Genomic DNA, 16,285 nt, shown 5'->3' on the forward strand with positions numbered 1-16,285 from the left:
TTGCTAGGTCAGCATGATTTCCTAGCCGCGACCATCGCCGTGACCGCCGCCGTGACCGCCGCCGTGGCCGCCGCCGTGGCCGCCGCCGTGGCCGTTGCCGCCCTTGCACTTCTGGGCTTCAAAGTGAGCCTTGTACGTGGCCTTTTCGACCTTGCCCTTACCCGTGGAGGTGGTGGTTACCGTGACGTCGCCTGCCTTGATGGAGGACTGGCGGGTCTTGATGACCACCGACTTGCTCTTGCCCGGATCCAGCTTGTTCACCGTAGCGGTTCCGTAGTTGGACTTCACCGCCACGTTGACCTGCTTGGTCCCGGTGTTCTTGACCGTTACCGCGATCTCCGCTCCCGAACCCGAGCACTTGCTGACCGCGCTGACCGGATTGACCGGCGTCGGCTTCACAGTGGGCCTGGGTGTCGCCGTCGGCTTCGGTGTTGCCGTCGGTTTGGGTGTGGCAGTGGGCTTCGGCGTCGCTGTCGGCTTGGGTGTTGCCGTGGGCGTCACCGTCGGCTTGGGCGTAGGTGTCGGAACCACCTTGGCCGGAACCTTGATCGGCAGCACTTCCGCCTTGCCGCCGTCACCGTTGGCGCCGCTCAGGTCGCCGGTGGCGTTGTGCAGGTGCAGGAACAGCGCCTTGGCGTCGGTGTTACCTGCGCTGCGGGTGACATCGATCTTGCCGCCGTTGACGTCCGCAAACAGGCTGGCAGGCGTGGCGCCCGCGAAGGTCAATGCGGGGTTGGCCGCATCGAACGGGATGTACTCGGTGGTGTCGACAGGAACGCTCTCGCCCTGCTCATCCACGCTGTACGGGTTCCAGGTGGTGACGCGGTACCGCAACGGTGCCGATGCCGCGTTGACATCCAGGCCCAGGGCCGCTGCCGAAACCGGCAGGGTAACCGCATTGGTATCGAACGTGTTGGTGTCAGTGCCGCCCTGGAGTCCGTTGGCACCGGTCTGGTCCACCATTACCGGAGTTGCGCCGGGGGTCAAACGGTAAGTCGCAGCCAGGACCAGGTCCACATCGGCCGCACGGGAGGTGAAGGTGACGAAGTCCGGGACCGAGTCACCATTGGTGTCGATCTCCACGTCAATCTCGAACGCGCCGCCCAGCATGGGCCAGTTGGCCCAGGTGCTGATGCCGAAGTTCACGACGGACGTCTGAAGATTGCCGCCGGCAGCCTTCAGTGTCGGAATCGTGGAAGATGCACCCACCGCCTGTACGTCCATGGCGTACATGGAATCCATTTTCACGGAGTCCAGCCGCGGGCTCTGCGCGCCGAGGACCAAAGGCGAAACCAGGGACAGGTAGCGCGAGGCACCCGTGCCTTGGTTGAGGTCACGGCCCTGCAGTGTGACGGTGCTCTTCAACGCCTCGGAGTCAGCGAAGGCGATTTCCTTGCCCGCACTCATGTCCGAGGTAGGTTTCGGTGCCGAATAAACGGGAACCCGCAGGGTGGGCGTGCCGTTGCCGGCAAACTGTACCCGGCCGGAAACGTCGGCCAGGAACTGCCGGGTAATGCCCAACTGCGCGGTCTCGGCAGCCGGATCAATGGTTTTGGCCAGTGCCGCCGGGTCGGAAATGCTCAGCGTTACGTCCACTGTGGCCTTGCCGTTGGCGGGAACACTCACCGAGGGGGTGGTGCTTATGACGACGCCGGGCATGGTGGACGCCTGCAGGTAGCTCACGTTGTAGGAGACAGGCCGGTCGGACTTGTTCTCCACAGTGACCTGGCGGGTCAGCACGAGGGCTTCCTTGCCGAGCTCCAGCACACCGAAGTTGACGCTGGTCAGAGCCGGGTCCTCCGTGGCGTACGCCAGGACCTTGTTATTCAGTGCGTCAAGGGCATCAACCCGGCCGGAACCGACCCGGTTGGGACCCTGCACGGCGCCGGACGCCGTGAGCAGGTCATGCGTGGCGGTGTTCATGATGGCCGTCTTGACCTCGTACGGGTTCAAATCCGTAGCCGCGTAGAGCAGGGCGGCAATGCCGGCCACATGCGGGGTGGCCATGGACGTGCCGCTGCTGACGGCGGCACCGGTGCCGGAGCCGACGGCGGCTGATCCGATAGCCGAACCCGGCGCCGCGACGTCGGGCTTCACGATGCCGTTGGAACCGTGCACCCCGCGGGAGGTGAACGGGCTGACGGTGTCACCGACGCCCGAGGGGGCGCTGGCGGTGGCCATGTAAGCCGGCGACAGGCGCAGGGTCAGGGTTCCCGCTGCTGCTGCCGGACGCAGCCGGTCCGAGGATTCGGCGTTGAGCTGGATGCCGGGGATGGTGGCGTTTCCGCCGATACCCGATTCAAAGACCGAACGCGGGGAATCGAGCACCACACCGGTGGCTCCGGCGGCCTGGGCGTTGTTGAACCGGACCCCCGAGCCACAGGGGAAGGCACCGTCTTCTTCCCACTGGATCCAGACCCATTTACCGGTCAGGGAACCGGCCGGGAAGGCGTTGCAGCCGAAGCGGTTGTCGGCCGGAGCCATCACCACACTGCCGGTGAGCCGTGCTTCGGTCACCGCCGGGTCCGAGTAATTGAAGCTGGAGGAGTACTGCCCGGCAACGGCTCCGGCCAGATCGGCCGGGGCGAGGACATCGGCGCGGTCGAGAGTGACCCGGGAACCGATGGTGCTGGCCACGGTCAGGGCCGACTTTGCGTTGCCCGGGGAACCGCCGATGTCATAGACGTCTCCGGCGTTGCCCGAAGCGACGACGGAAAGGATGCCCTGTTCGGTCAGCTTGTTGACGATATCGTTTTCGGGATCGTCAACCGGGCTGTAGTCGGAGCCGAGGGACATGTTCACTACCTGGGCGCGGTCCGAGAAGTCGCCGTCGCCGTTGGGGTCCAGAACGTAATCCAGCGCCTGGCCGACCACCTCGGAGGAGCCTGCGCAGCCAAAGACGCGGATGCTCACGAGCTGGGCCTCCGGGGCGGAGCCGGGGCCAATCCGCATGGAGTTGACCTGCTCCGCCGTGAGGGTGGAGTAGTCGCCGCGGAAGGTGGAGCCGTCGTTGTTGGTGCCGTACCCGGCGGCGGTGCCGGCCACGTGGCTGCCGTGTCCACCGCAGTCGAGCGGATTCAGGTCCGGCCGGGGGACCGGCTGGTAAGTGGCGGAGGTGGGATTGGCGTCGTAGTCATCGCCTACGAGGTCGTAGCCGCCAATGAACTTATTGGAATCAATCAGGCCGCTCTCGGCCGAGGGAATGGTGGCCGAAGCCTGTGCTGCCTGGTAGGCCTCGATGGTTCCGGGGCCGCCGAAGTCGCTGTGGGTGTAGTCGATGCCGGTATCCAGGACGGCGATGGTGATGCCTTCACCGGTCTGCTTGCGCTCCACCCACGTGTTCAGGGCCCGGGTGTCAATATCCGCGCCCTTGTTGTCCACGTGCTTCGGAACGATCTTGGTGATGCGGGCAACGTCCGAGCGGCCGGCCAGCTCGCGGATGGCCTCGGCGTCGCCCACGATGGCGGTGCCGGGCAGAGTGTTGGTGGTTGTGTAGAGAGTGCTCGCGGCAGCGTCCTGTGCCACTGACTCTGCCTGCGAAGTGATGTCGCTGCGGATCTCCTCGACCAGCGGCTTATTCACCACCGGCTCCGCTTTTCCGTCCTTGACCTCTTCCGGCTGTGTCTGTTCAAAGGCGCCTTCGCCCGTGAACTGCACATAAACCGAAACCTGGCCGGTGGCATCCCGCAGGCTGGGGGACACTTTCTGTTCGGCGAACCGCTGGAGGGAGATGCCCTCGGTGAGTTCATTGCCGTCGGCAGGTGCCTCGGTGGCCTGTGCCGGCAGGCTCAGGCCGAGGCCCGCCGTGAGTGCGATCCCGGCGACTGCGGCAGTGAAAACCGCGCCGGGTTTGTGATGGTTGGACGATCTCATTGGGCTCCTTGAACGTTCCGCCGAGCGCTACCGGCACGTCCAGGAGACAAATGCGCGGCTGCTGACACACTGCGGCAGGTTTTCCGTTGTGCCTCCAACCCCCGTCAGGAGTGTCAGCGTGCACGTAACGGCCCCCCAAACCAAGCAGCCGTAGGGTCACCATAGAGGAGCAATCGCCCGGTGCAAAGGTTGGCCTTCTTAATGGCGAATTACTTCTTTGGCCCTTGTTTTCCGGCAAATCAGGATGTAAATTTCCGCGCCCGCAGGTCAGATTAACGCCGGAAGGAGCCGTCCCGTTGCCGGGACGGCTCCTTCCGTGATTCTTGCGGCCTTGTTTTTGTGCGGGTTGACGCAGTTACAGGGCCGGGCCCTGTCCGGCGTTGCCCTGCCACAGGGCATCGAACGGTGCGTTGGAGGACACCCGGTTACGGATGCCTTCGGTCACGAACGCCTTCGCGGTCTTGGCCGCCTCCAGCGGGGTTGCCCCCTTGCCCAGTTCTGCGGTGATAGCCGCGGCGAGGGTGCAGCCGGCACCGCTGACGGCTACGTCGCCTACCTTGGGCGCCCGCAGGACCTCCATGGTTTCACCGTCGTAGAAGACGTCGACGGCGTCGTCGCCTTCCAGCCGGACTCCGCCCTTGGCCAGCACCACGGCTCCGCTGGCTTCATGGATGCGGCGTGCCGCTTCCTTCAGGTCTTCCACGGTTTCAATGGAGTCCATACCGGAGAGGGACATGGACTCGAAATGGTTGGGCGTAACGAAGGTGGCCAGGGGGAGGATCTGGGCCTTGAGCGCCTTGTCGGTGTCCAGCGCTGCACCGGGCTCCTGGCCCTTGCAGATGAGGACGGGGTCCAGCACGAGGTTCTTCCAGTCGTGATCCTGCAGGGCCTTGGCGACGACGTCGATGGTCGCCGGGGTGCCGAGCATACCGATCTTGACGGTGTCCAGGTCATAGGCCGTGAGGATGGCTTCGAGCTGGTCGGTGATGACCTGCGGGTCCACGGGGACGAAGCGGTGGTTCCACGAGTCCTTGGGGTCGAAGGACACGATGCAGGTCAGGGCGGTGATGCCGTAGACGCCCAGTTCCTGGAAGGTCTTCAGGTCGGCCTGGGCACCGGCGCCGCCGGTGGCTTCGGAACCGGCGATGGTCAGGGTGACGGCAGGTGCTGAAGCCGCAGAAGTGGTTGTGTTTGCAGACATGGCTCTATCTTCCACCCAAAACGGCAGAACCGGCCACCCTTGTAGACCTGCTGTTACGGCGGGTCCCGCCGTCGTGCCCGACCCGGTGAGGGAGGACCGGGCGGGCTAACCGTCCCGGCGGACGCCGCGGAGCAGGCGGACTACGTCTTCCAGGATGTTCCGGACCACCGGAAGCCGGGACAGGATCACGAGTTTGGCCACCAGCGGCGCCAGGTTGGCGGCCAGCTGATGGGATCGGCGTTGCCCTGGGGAACGGTCATACACCCAGAAGAAAGTGATCCCCATGTGCATCAGCCAGAGCAGTTCAGGCAGATCGCTGCGGATTGCCACGGGCGCCTGCGGCCGGGCGGTCGATACCGCCTGCCGGAACATCGCGATGGATTTTCCGCGGCCGACGGCGTCGTCGTCCCGGCGGTTCGGTGCCATTGCATCGCGCAGGAAATGAACGCCGAAGCCATGGTACGGGGCCAGTGTTGTCAGGCCGGTGGACAGGATGACAGCCAGGTTTTCGCCCAGGTTGTGGCCCTCGCGGATCTGCGGCAACGCGAGGGAACGGTGTTCGTCCTGGAGGGACCGGTAAAGCTCGTGGATCAGGTCATCCTTGGAGCGGAAATAGTAGTAGGCGTTGCCTACAGAGACATTTGCTGCCAAGGCGATGGCACGCATTGTGGTTTTTTCGTAGCCCTGTGCGGCGAAGAGGCGCAGCGCCGTCTCGATGAGGAGCCGGCGCGTCTGTTCGCTCTTGGCGGTGACGGCCAAATGATGCTCCCTTTGCAGTATTTCCAGCGTTCAGTAGACCACAGTTTTGAACGTGTTCAAAACGCTGTATGCGCCGCGTTCCGGCGGATCGTGGCAGAATGGATGCGGCCCTGCGGGGCTGCCCGGGGCAGCGGGCACAGTGCTAATACAGCCGGCGAAAGCCAGGCGAACCACTAACCGAACGGAAAATGCCATGGATGCACAGCCACGGGCAGCTGTGAAAACCGCTGCAGCTTATGCCTCCCGCGGGAGCTCCCAGTACGACCTGATCCTCACGCTGATGTGCGTGGTCATCGTCATTTCGAATATCGGCGCCACCAAAGGCGTGCAGATTTCCCTTCCCGGCGACTGGACCATAGTCACCGACGGGGGATTTTTCCTCTTTCCACTCGCGTACATCCTCGGTGACGTGGTCAGTGAGGTTTACGGCTTCAGGGCCGCCCGCCGGGCCATCTTTACCGGCTTTGCCATGGCGCTCCTCGCCGTCGTCAGTTTTGCCGTGATTATTGCGCTTCCGGGATTCAATGACTCCTACGGCGCCGAAAAGCAGGCTGCGCTGGAGATGGCCCTCGGGCCGGTCTGGCAGATTGTCGTTGCGAGCCTGCTGGGGTTCCTCGCCGGCCAGCTGCTCAATTCCATGGTGCTGACACGGATGAAGGACAGGTACCGGGAGAAAGCCCTGGCCGGACGGCTGATGGCCTCCACCGGTGCGGGGGAGTTCGCCGACACCCTGATTTTCTGCGCCATTGCGGCTCCGGTGATCGGGATTACCGACGCCGGCGGGTTCTTCAACTACGTCCTGTTCGGGTTCCTCTACAAGACGCTCATCGAGTACCTTTTCGTGCCGGTCACCGCCCTGGTCATCCGGGTCATCAAGAAGCGCGAACCGACGTATGCGGCGGCCGAGTGGGAGCCGGTGGCCGCGTAGGCCGGGCCCTCCCGGGATGGCCGCGGACTCTGGCTGGACGCGAAATCCCTACCCAGGTGTGCAAGGGTGGGGGAACGCACGAGCTTTTATTTCCCCAAGTACGGCAGGAGACAAATCATGAGCAATCAGGAACCAGTGTCGAACCCCGGTGCCAAGGCGGTAGACGAAAACCTGGCCGGAACCGCAGATGAATTCAACGACGCGGTCACACGGGCCATGGTCGAGGATGCGCAGGAGGACTCGAGCCCCGGAGACGACGAGCGGGACTCGCAGGCTGCCCTGGAAGTAGACGAAGAGGTCACGGCTAAGCCGGACAATTCCTAACCTGGACCGCTGCCGCGAACCTGGAACTAAGGCGTCAGCCTGGCAGCCGGCCTAAGGCGGCTGCCAGGCGATCCGGCTACTTGCCGCTGTAGTACTTGCCCAGGACCTCTGCTTTGAAGTCGAAGAACGTCCCGTCGTCGATGGACAGACGGGCATCGTCAACGAGCTTCACCGTAAAGCGTTCATTGTGGATGGAAATCAGCGTGTGGCTGACCATCTCGTTGGACTTGAACAGGTGCTGGATGTAGGCGCGGGTGTAGTTCGTGCAGGTGTAGCAGTCGCACCCGTCCACCAGCGGTCCGAAGTCCCGCTTGAACTTGGCATTGGAAAGGTTCTTCCGGCCGTACGGCGTGTAGAACGCCGAGTTGCGGGCCACCCGGGTGGGGGAAACGCAGTCGAAGGTATCCGCACCGTTTTCGATGGCCGTGAAAATGTCATCCGGCTCTGAAATCCCCAACAGGTGACGGGGCTTGTTTTCCGGAAGCTCCTCCGTGCACCACCGGACAATGGTGCCGAGGTTTTCCTTCTCGAAAGCTCCGCCCAGACCGAAACCGTCAAAGTCCATGGCACCCAGGTCCCGGGCTGCCTTGCGCCGCAGGTCCTCGTACTGGGCGCCCTGCAGCACGCCGAACAGTGCCTGGTAGGGCTTGTCAGCGCGTTCCCCGGTCAGCCGCTGGTGTTCCGCAAGGCACCGCAGGGCCCAAAGCCGGGTCCGTTCCAGGGACATTTCCTGATATCCGCGGGAATTCATGAGCGTGGTCAGCTCGTCGAAGGCAAACATGATGTCCGCACCGATTTTGTGCTGCACCTGCATCGAAATCTCCGGGCTGAAGCGGTGCTTGTCCCCGTTCAGGTGGGACTTGAACCACACGCCGTCGTCGTCAATGTGGGCCAGGCGTTCCTTGCCGGGTGCGACGTCGTCGTCCGCTCCCGTGGCATGGGTTGTCCCGTCGGCGTTCATGTTGATGACCTTCTTGAACCCCGCACCCAGGCTCATGACCTGGAAGCCGCCGGAATCAGTGAAGGTCGGACCGGACCAGTTCATGAACTTTCCCAGGCCCCCGGCTTCGTCGAGGATGTCGGGACCGGGCTGCAGGTACAGGTGGTAGGCGTTGGCCAGCACCGCCTGGGCGCCCAGCTCCGCGACGGACTCGGGCAGCACCGCCTTGACCGTGGCCTTGGTGCCTACCGCGATGAACGCCGGAGTGGCGATCTCGCCGTGAGGCGTGGAGATGGTGCCGGTACGGCCCTGAAAGCCGCCTCCGTTCGCCTCGACTCGCTGTTCGGCCGCTGCAGGGGCGGTTTCGCGCAGGCGCTTACCGAGGGTGAAGGAAAAGGCTGAGGAAGACACCCCTCCATTTTGCCTTACCCGGAGCCCGCCTTCCGCCGCGTCCGAATGCTGGGAGATGCACCACATTTCTTTCTGCTGGTGCTTTTCCGGGGATAGGTTGAATGGGCGGAATTGAAGCCGGCGGCGCAGCCGCACGAAACGACCCGCCCCCACCTATGCCTACGGCACGAAAGGCAGTGGCTGCCCCCTTGACGCACCTGCAAGAGATGTTCAGGATTGCTCCGGCACACAATGACCACCACGCGGCTATCCGCTGCGCGACCGGCCTGGGACTGCCGCTGCTCCTGCTGCTCTTCCTGGGGCGGATCGACCTGGCCATTTTCGCGACCTTCGGCGCGTTCACCGGAATCTACGGACGGAATGAACCGCACCGCCAGCGGCTGGGCCACCAGGGCCGCGCGGGTGCCCTGATGCTGGCCGTCATCCTGGCGGCCGCACTGTGCGCCCGGCTGGACCTGGACGACTGGGGAACCGTGGTCGGCACGACGGCGGTAGCCGGCCTGGGCACCATCGCCACGGGTTTCTGGCGGCTGCGTCCAGTGGGCTCCCTGTTCCACATTTTCGCCTTCGCAGCCATTTCTTCCGTTCCGAACCACCCGGCTCTCTGGCAGGGCATGCTCACCGCCGTCCTGACGGTGGCCTTTTCCATCCTGCTGGGCCTCTCCGGAATGCTCGTGCAGAGGTACCGCACCGAATGGAAAAGGCCCGAACGCCTGCGGTTCTCGGCAGCCCAGCGCCGCCTCATCTTCACCGACGGACTGCAGTACGCAGTGGCAGCTGCACTCGCCGGGTCCATTGCCACGCTGCTGGGACTCGGCCATAACTACTGGGCGATGGTCGCCGCAACTGTTCCGCTGATTGGCGCGACAGTACGCCACCGGCTCCACCGGGGCCTGCAGCGCATCCTGGGCACCTTCGGCGGCCTGCTGCTGACGGCGCTGATCCTGCTGCCGGGGCTGGAGCCCTGGCAGATGGTGCTGGTTATTGCCGCCTGCCAATTCGGTGCGGAGATGTTCATTGCCCGGCAGTATGCCCTGGCCCAGGTGGTGGTCACGCCGCTGGCGCTGGTCAGCACGGAACTGGCCCACCCGAGCAACCCGATGGAGCTGCTTCGGGACCGCGGCATCGAAACGCTGATCGGCGCCGTCGTCGGCATGGCCGTGGTGCTGGCCATGCATCTACGGCAGAAGCAGCTGCACCGGTAGACCGGAAGCAGAACCGGCAGGACTAGCCGCGCACGGCAATAAGCTCGGTGCGGATGCGCCGGTCCAGCTCGGCGTCGGACAGCGTCTGCGACCCGCCGTGGGAGCGCAGGTACAGCAGGGCGTTCAGGCGCAGGATCCGCCATTCCCGTTCGCTGGCGTCGTTTCCGGAGTCAGCGGCCCGGTGGATCTCGCGGTCGTACAGGTTGGGTTCGTTCAGCTGGCGCTGCAGCAGCTCGGCCGCCAGTTTCGCCTTCATCGGGTCCGTCTCGGAAGTGTCCGCAGCACGCACGGCGTGGCTGTAGGCAGCCGCGCTCTCGGCATCGCCGGCCTCGTGGGTAATGTGCGCAGCCAGGGCAAGGGTGCCCTGGATCCAGTTCCAGCGGCCGAAGTTCCCGTCAAAGGGCAGCCCGGTGATGACGTTGCAGACCTTCAAGGCATTCTCGGCGTCACCAAGATCGATAAAGAGAATGTGCGCCAAATCTCGGACATCCTGCAGGTGGCTGCCGGATTTCACGTTCAAACCGCGCTCCAGGCGCGCTGCAATCTCCTGCACGGCGGAGTTTTCCGGGTGGGCGGCAGCGGCGTCCGCAATGATTTCGGCCGCGTTGTCTTCCTCTGAAGGCACCTGCCGGACGGCGTCCGACGGCGCGCCCTCCGGGGCCGGGGCCGCCACCCGGACGGCCGAACCGTAGGCCAGCCGAAGCGAGGTTCCGTCATCCAGTTTGGCGATCACCAGCGCCGGAATGCCGAAGTCGTCGGCCTCAACGCTGGTTCCGGCTACCGGAGCCAGCGGTTCTGCGGCACCCTCACCCGGGACAAGCTTCTGTCCGGGGGCAAGCAGTTCCGCGTTGACCCGGAACGCGTACGTTTCCGGCTGGCTCTCAGACATGGGCATTCCTTCGTGGTTGGACCTCGGCTCCCCAGAACCTCCAGTATATAAAGCTTGGAGTCGCGCCTTTTTCAGCGTCCCCAGCCGGCCGAGGCAAGCGCCTGGCGCAGCAGGTCTCCGCGGCCACCGGAAAATTCGGCATAGATCGCAGGGCTGAGTGCTTCATCCGGGGTGAGCCAGGACAGTTCCAGCGCATCCTGGCGCGGATTGCATTCACCGGTCACGGGAATCAGATAGGCAAGTGCCACGGCATGCTGGCGTTCGTCTGTCAGCCCGCTCTGGGAGGGCGAGGGGAAGTACTCGGCGACGGCGAACGGCACCAGGGTGGGCGGCAGCTGCGGAAGCGCCATGGGCCCGAGGTCCTTTTCCAGGTTGCGCAGCAGGGCGCCGCGGATGGTCTCGCGGTACAGCACCCGGCCCGAAACGAAGGAACGCACCATCTGCCCTTCCGGAGTTGCCTGCAGCAGCAGCCCGACTTCGGTGACATAGCCCAGCGGGTCACACCGCACCGGCACCGCTTCGACGTAAACCATGGGTAGGCGCTGCCGGGCCTCGTAGAGATCTTCCTCGGAGAGCCAGCCTGGATACGGGTCAGGAGTACGAACGTTCATAGCAGTGTTCTACCGCATAGGTGCCGTGCCAGTCACACGGCACGCTGCGCTTCGGCCATTGGCTGAACCCGATGGAAACCCGGTCCGGCCGGTCCGGACCCTTTCAGCCCGGCAGCCGCCTCCCTAGACTGGGGCCATGACAAGAGAGCTCCCGGAGCTTCTCCTGCCGGATGCCGGGGCATGGCGGGAGTGGCTGGAGCACAATTACGGCTTGTCCTCCGGTGTTCGCCTGGTGCTGGGGAAGAAGGGCGGAAACGTCACCAAGTTGACGTACCGCCAGGCCCTCGATGAAGCGCTCTGCTTCGGCTGGATTGACGCGCAGGCGGATAAACGCGATGAAGAAAGCTACCTCCAGCGGTTCCAGCCGCGGGGCCCGCGCAGCATCTGGTCGCTGCGGAACGTTGGATATATCAGCCGGCTGGAAGCCGAAGGCAGGATGCATCCGGCGGGCCGGGACGCCGTACTAAGCGCCAAAGTGGACGGCCGCTGGGACGCTGCGTACGCCGGACAGGCGACGGCCGAAATCCCGGAGGACTTTCGGGCCGCCATCGCTGCCGTTCCCGCCGCACAGGAAATGTTCGATGTGCTGACTTCCCAGAACCGCTTCGCCATGTACTTCCGGCTTCAGGGCCTCAAAACCAAGGCGGTCCGCGAACGCTGGATCGCGGACTACGTGCAGATGCTGAGCGAACACCGCGCTCCCTATCCGCAGAAACGGAAGCCGGCGCCGGGGCCTGCCGCCGAAGATCCCCCGGGCCTAGAGCGGCGGGACGCCTAGCTCCGGCCGGTCTTTCAGCCATCCAGATCCATCCAGGAGGTCCACATGTGCCGGCTCTTTGGTATGCATGCCGGGAACACTCCGGTCCGGGCAACGTTCTGGCTTCTCACGGCCCCGGACAGCCTGGCCCGGCAGAGCCGAAAGGAAGCGGACGGTTTCGGGATCGGTACGTTTACCCCGGACGGCAGCCCGGTGGTGGATAAAGCGCCCATCGCTGCATATGAGGACATCGAGTACGCCAAAGAGGCCCGGGAGCTCGAGAGCACCACCTTTGTGGCGCACGTACGTTACGCCAGCACCGGCGGCGATACCGGCGTTAATACGCACCCCTTTGAGCAGGACAACCGCCTCCTGGCCCACAACGGGGTGGTGGAGGATCTGGACAAGCTCGACGACCGGCTGCGCCAGCTGGAGATGTACCACCTGGTCAAAGGCGAAACCGACAGCGAGCGGGTCTTCGCGCTCATCACCGGCGCAGCGAGGGTCAACGGCGGAGACGTCTCGGCTGCCATTGAGTCAACGCTGACCTGGATCGCGCAGAACCTGCGGCTGTACGCGTTGAACATCATCCTCACCACGGCCACCGACCTGTGGGCCGTACGCTATCCGGACACGCATCCGCTGTACGTCCTGCAGCAGGGGCCGCAGGGTCCGGTGGGGGAGAAGCGGAGCGATCGGATCAGCGTCCACAGTGACCAGATACGTCAGGAGAACCGGCCGGAAGTCCTGGTGGCCACCGAAAAAATGGACGCCAACCCCAATTGGCGTCTGCTGGACTCCGGCGAAATGCTGCATGTGGACAGCGACCTCAACGTGCAGCGCAGTTTCCCGCTTCCGCAGCACCCGCAGCACCTGATCACACTGGCGGATCTGGACCCGGTAGCCGCGGCGTCGCAGCACCCGATCAGGACCGGCGCCTAACGCGGAAACCTGCTCAGGCGGGGTCCGCCCCGGCCCGCCGCACTCGTGCCGAGGCTTCCAGGATCATCCATGCCTGCAGCTGGGTGGAAAGTTCGACGGCGGTGCCGCCCGGGTAGGACACAGCCGCCGGCTGCAGCGGCCGGGCGGAGAAGAGAACCCAGTCCGCTCGTTTACCGCGTCCCTCCCACAGGGCCTGCGCAGTGGATTCCACCAGGGCGGCAGCGGTCCGGCGGGACGGCTCCGGCAAGGCGGGGGAGACAGCGGCCTGGGCCAGGTACCGTGCCAGGATGCCGGTAAAAAGCCCGGCGTCGCCTGTGCCGTGGGTGCGCAGTACCCGGGAGGTGCCGCCGTCGTCGGTCAGGTGGGTGTTGACGGCGGTCACCAGTTCCGCCGCACGGGCGAGGTTTGCGCTTCCTCCGAGCTCGAGCAGGGTCCCCAGCGCCGGTCCCTGGTTGTAGGTGAAGACGGTGCTTTCCAGCTGCGGTCGTCCCCGGACCACTTTGACGCCGTCCAGATACAGCCCGGTTTCCGGATCCAGCACGGTGGCGTTCAGCCAGTCCACCAGCTCCTGCGCCCGGTCCCGCGACCCGGTGCGGACAAAATGCAGGGCAGCCGGCGCGGTGGCCGGAGTGTTCTTGAAGTTTCGGTCCTTGTTCCAGTAAATGCCGCCGCCCAGCTCGGGGGTGTGGGCGGATTCCAGTGCGGCGTTCAGGATGGAGAGGATTTTCCGGTAGGGCCGCTGCCGGTCCCGCGATCCCGACAGTGCGTTCAGCCGGCCGACGGCAAGGGCCAGCCACGCCATGTCGTCATAGAAGCGGTTGGTGTAGTGCATCCGGTTGCGCAGTCCGATGGTTCGGACGAGCGCCGGCGCCAGATCCATGGCCGAGGGATGCTCCGGCCCGCGGAACGGTGTGCCGGTGCGGCGTTCCCGCAGGCCGGCGTCGATCAAGGCATCCAGATAGTGCGCCTGCCACCAGTAATGCCAGGGCTGGCGCAGCTGCTGGAGCCGGGAAGCAGGACGGCTGGTGGCGGCCAGATGGGTTCCCGGCAATCCGGCCAGCTGGCGTCCATACGCGGCGCTCACCGTGCGGGCGGCAGTCTCGGCGCGGTCGTCGGCGTCGGAATCCTCGAAGAGCATGCGCTAACCCTATGACAGCCGTCGAAGATGCGGCACCGGCCGCGGCACAGTAGTCTCGGTTACTGCCGGTGTGACATAGACGACACTGCCGGCGGGTAACCAGCCAGGAGGAATGCATGGACATCGCAGGCGCATCGGCCATAGTCACAGGGGGAGCGTCCGGTCTCGGGCGGGCGACGGCACGGCGGTTGTACGACGCCGGTGCCTCCGTGGTCCTGGTCGACCTGCCGCAGTCCGAGGGTCTTGCCTATGCGGCGGAACTGGGCGGGAACGCCCGTTTCGTTCCGGGTGACGTGATGAACCCGGAGCAGATGCAGGCCGCAGTCGAAGCCGCGATGGCGGCGGGGCCGCTCCGGGTGGCGGTGAACTGCGCCGGTATTGCGACGCCGGGCAAGGTGCTGGGCCGCGACGGTGTCCTTCCGCTGGAAGACTTTGCCCGTGTGGTCAGCGTGAACCTCATCGGCACGTTCAACGTCACCCGCCTGGCCGCTGCCGCCATGGCCGAAACGGACCCGGTCACCGCGAACGGCACCGAGGAACGCGGCGTCGTCATCAATACCGCTTCGGTTGCCGCCTTCGACGGCCAGATCGGCCAGCCCGCCTACTCCGCGTCCAAGGGCGGCGTGGCTGCGATGACCCTGCCGCTGGCCCGCGAACTGGCCCGCCACCTGATCCGGGTGGTCACCATCGCACCGGGGATCTTCGAAACACCCATGATGGCCGGCCTGCCGCAGGCCGCCCAGGATTCCCTCGCCGCCCAGGTGCCGCACCCCTCGCGGCTGGGCCGGGCCACGGAATACGCCTCCCTGGCCGCCCACATCATTGAAAACCAGATGCTCAACGGGGAGACGATCCGCCTGGACGGCGCCATCCGGATGGGACCGCGCTGACCTTGACGAACTCCCCGGCACCACTGCACCAACTGCCCGACGCCGATTTTTACGGTTTCGAAGACCTGCTCAGCGACACCGAGAAAGACAAGCTTGCCGAACTGCGGCGCTTCCTCGCCGAGGAAGTGCTGCCGCACGCCGTGGACTGGTGGAACGAGGCACGGTTCCCCACCGACATCCTGCCGAAGCTGGCACAGCTGGAACTCTCCACCCCCGTCCAGCAGGGATACTCGCCGCTGTTCGCCGGCCTGGTGATCGCGGAAATGACCCGTGCGGATACCTCCCTTGCCACATTCTTTATGGTCCACCATGACCTGTTTGTCGAAGCCCTGCATGCCTTCGGGTCCCCGGAGCAGAAGGCCCGGCTGCTCGACGACGCCCGCGCGCTGCGGATTACCGGCGCCTTCGCCCTCACCGAGCCGGACCACGGATCCGACGTGGCCGGGGGTATGTCCACCACTGCGGTGCGCGACGGCGACACCTGGGTGCTGAACGGCGCCAAACGCTGGATCGGCAACGGCACCTTCTGCGATTACATGGTCCTGTGGGCGCGGGAGCCGGAGACCGGCCGCACCCGCGGTTTCCTGCTCGACGCGACCCTTCCCGGCGTCACCCGGACCAGGATCGAGAACAAGACGGCGCTGCGCACCGTGCAGAACGCGGATATTGTGCTGACCGATGTCCGGGTGCCGCAGGCGGACCTGCTCGCCGGGGTGGAAAGCTTCGACGACACCAAGCAGCTGCTGCGCGGCTCCCGGATCATGGTCGGCTGGCAGGCGGTGGGCGCACAGTTGGCCACGTTCGACGTCGCCCGCGCCTACGCCGTCGAGCGCACCCAGTTCGGCCAACCGCTGGCCGCGTTCCAGCTGGTCCAGCAGCAGCTGGTGCAGATCCTCGGGAACGCGGTAGCCAGTACGGGGATGCTGGCCCGGGTCACCGAACTCGAACACGGTGGCTATGCGGTGCCGTCCGGGGAAGATGCGGCAGGGGGAGATGCGGCGCCTGCCGGGGCCGCGTCCGGGGAAGATGCGGCGCCCGCAGGTGGCGCCCGCGGCGACATGGCACGGGCGGCGCTCGCGAAGTCCTACGCCAGCGCGAAAATGCGCGAAAGCGTGGCGATGGGCCGCAGCATCCTGGGCGGTAACGGGATTGTCACGGATTACCGCATGGCCAAGATCTTCGCCGATGCCGAGGCCATCTACACGTACGAAGGCACCTATGAGATCAACACCTTGATTGTGGGCCGGGACATCACCGGCGTCTCCGCGCTGCGCTAGGGGTGCAGGGCTGGTGGGCCCTGGCTCCCTGCGGGGCCTGGAACGGCGGGGTGGGCCCCTGGGTCCCTGCGGGGCCTGGAACGGCGGGGTGGGCCCCTGGCTCCCTGCGGGGCCTGGAACGGCGGCAACGAAATTTCCGC

14 protein-coding genes are annotated in these 16,285 nt (G+C 65.4%); 7 read left to right on the plus strand and 7 right to left on the minus strand.

What is annotated here, in order from left to right:
- Window positions 1-21: 21 nt before the first annotated feature.
- From LOC60_RS12870 to LOC60_RS12880, 3 genes are all read right to left on the minus strand, one after another.
- Entirely contained in the window at window positions 22-3,873 is a 3,852-nt protein-coding gene (locus tag LOC60_RS12870; protein WP_230025770.1) for a S8 family peptidase, read from the minus strand.
- A gap of 355 nt (window positions 3,874-4,228) precedes the next feature.
- Entirely contained in the window at window positions 4,229-5,074 is an 846-nt protein-coding gene (thiD, locus tag LOC60_RS12875) for a bifunctional hydroxymethylpyrimidine kinase/phosphomethylpyrimidine kinase (RefSeq protein ID WP_230025772.1), read from the minus strand.
- Window positions 5,075-5,179: 105 nt separating this feature from the next.
- Window positions 5,180-5,833: a TetR/AcrR family transcriptional regulator gene (locus LOC60_RS12880; RefSeq protein ID WP_230025774.1), complete on the minus strand. Its 654-nt coding sequence runs from the start codon at window positions 5,831-5,833 to the stop codon at window positions 5,180-5,182.
- A gap of 193 nt (window positions 5,834-6,026) precedes the next feature.
- Here LOC60_RS12880 and LOC60_RS12885 point away from each other — a divergent pair, with 193 nt between their 5' ends.
- Both LOC60_RS12885 and LOC60_RS12890 read left to right on the plus strand, forming a co-directional pair.
- A complete protein-coding gene (locus LOC60_RS12885) occupies window positions 6,027-6,761 on the plus strand; it encodes a queuosine precursor transporter (protein WP_230025776.1) in 735 nt (244 codons plus the stop codon).
- Window positions 6,762-6,878: 117 nt separating this feature from the next.
- Entirely contained in the window at window positions 6,879-7,085 is a 207-nt protein-coding gene (locus tag LOC60_RS12890) for a hypothetical protein (RefSeq protein WP_230025778.1), read from the plus strand.
- 76 nt (window positions 7,086-7,161) lie between these two features.
- Here LOC60_RS12890 and tgt read toward each other — a convergent pair whose 3' ends face one another.
- Window positions 7,162-8,502, minus strand: a complete 1,341-nt coding sequence (tgt, locus tag LOC60_RS12895) for a tRNA guanosine(34) transglycosylase Tgt (protein WP_231713447.1) — start codon at window positions 8,500-8,502, stop codon at window positions 7,162-7,164.
- A gap of 122 nt (window positions 8,503-8,624) precedes the next feature.
- On the opposite strand from tgt, the gene LOC60_RS12900 reads away from it, so the two are divergent.
- Window positions 8,625-9,641: an FUSC family protein gene (locus tag LOC60_RS12900; RefSeq protein WP_230025782.1), complete on the plus strand. Its 1,017-nt coding sequence runs from the start codon at window positions 8,625-8,627 to the stop codon at window positions 9,639-9,641.
- 22 nt (window positions 9,642-9,663) lie between these two features.
- Here the strand turns inward: LOC60_RS12900 and LOC60_RS12905 are convergent, their stop codons facing one another.
- Window positions 9,664-10,530: a DUF6707 family protein gene (locus LOC60_RS12905; protein ID WP_230025784.1), complete on the minus strand. Its 867-nt coding sequence runs from the start codon at window positions 10,528-10,530 to the stop codon at window positions 9,664-9,666.
- Between the two features lie 71 nt (window positions 10,531-10,601).
- The gene (locus LOC60_RS12910; RefSeq protein ID WP_227924051.1) at window positions 10,602-11,141 is read right to left on the minus strand and encodes an NUDIX hydrolase family protein; all 540 of its coding nucleotides are present in this window, start codon (window positions 11,139-11,141) and stop codon (window positions 10,602-10,604) included.
- A gap of 136 nt (window positions 11,142-11,277) precedes the next feature.
- Between LOC60_RS12910 and LOC60_RS12915 the strand changes: the two genes are divergently transcribed.
- Together LOC60_RS12915 and LOC60_RS12920 are read left to right on the plus strand one after the other, a co-directional pair.
- Window positions 11,278-11,919, plus strand: coding sequence for a YdeI/OmpD-associated family protein (locus tag LOC60_RS12915; RefSeq protein WP_230025786.1), 642 nt, complete (start codon window positions 11,278-11,280; stop codon window positions 11,917-11,919).
- Window positions 11,920-11,964: 45 nt separating this feature from the next.
- Window positions 11,965-12,840 carry a class II glutamine amidotransferase gene (locus tag LOC60_RS12920; RefSeq protein ID WP_230025789.1) on the plus strand — a complete coding sequence of 292 codons (876 nt, stop codon included), beginning with the start codon at window positions 11,965-11,967 and terminating at the stop codon, window positions 12,838-12,840.
- Window positions 12,841-12,853: 13 nt separating this feature from the next.
- Here the strand turns inward: LOC60_RS12920 and LOC60_RS12925 are convergent, their stop codons facing one another.
- Window positions 12,854-13,978 carry a glycoside hydrolase family 76 protein gene (locus tag LOC60_RS12925; protein WP_230025791.1) on the minus strand — a complete coding sequence of 375 codons (1,125 nt, stop codon included), beginning with the start codon at window positions 13,976-13,978 and terminating at the stop codon, window positions 12,854-12,856.
- A 116-nt stretch (window positions 13,979-14,094) separates the two neighbouring features.
- On the opposite strand from LOC60_RS12925, the gene LOC60_RS12930 reads away from it, so the two are divergent.
- Both LOC60_RS12930 and LOC60_RS12935 read left to right on the plus strand, forming a co-directional pair.
- Entirely contained in the window at window positions 14,095-14,868 is a 774-nt protein-coding gene (locus LOC60_RS12930) for an SDR family NAD(P)-dependent oxidoreductase (protein WP_230025793.1), read from the plus strand.
- A gap of 2 nt (window positions 14,869-14,870) precedes the next feature.
- The gene (locus LOC60_RS12935) at window positions 14,871-16,145 is read left to right on the plus strand and encodes an acyl-CoA dehydrogenase family protein (protein ID WP_230025795.1); all 1,275 of its coding nucleotides are present in this window, start codon (window positions 14,871-14,873) and stop codon (window positions 16,143-16,145) included.
- The last annotated feature ends 140 nt before the right edge of the window (window positions 16,146-16,285 follow it).

It is taken from the genome of Arthrobacter sp. zg-Y769 (genome assembly GCF_020907405.1).
Lineage (GTDB): Bacteria > Actinomycetota > Actinomycetes > Actinomycetales > Micrococcaceae > Arthrobacter_B.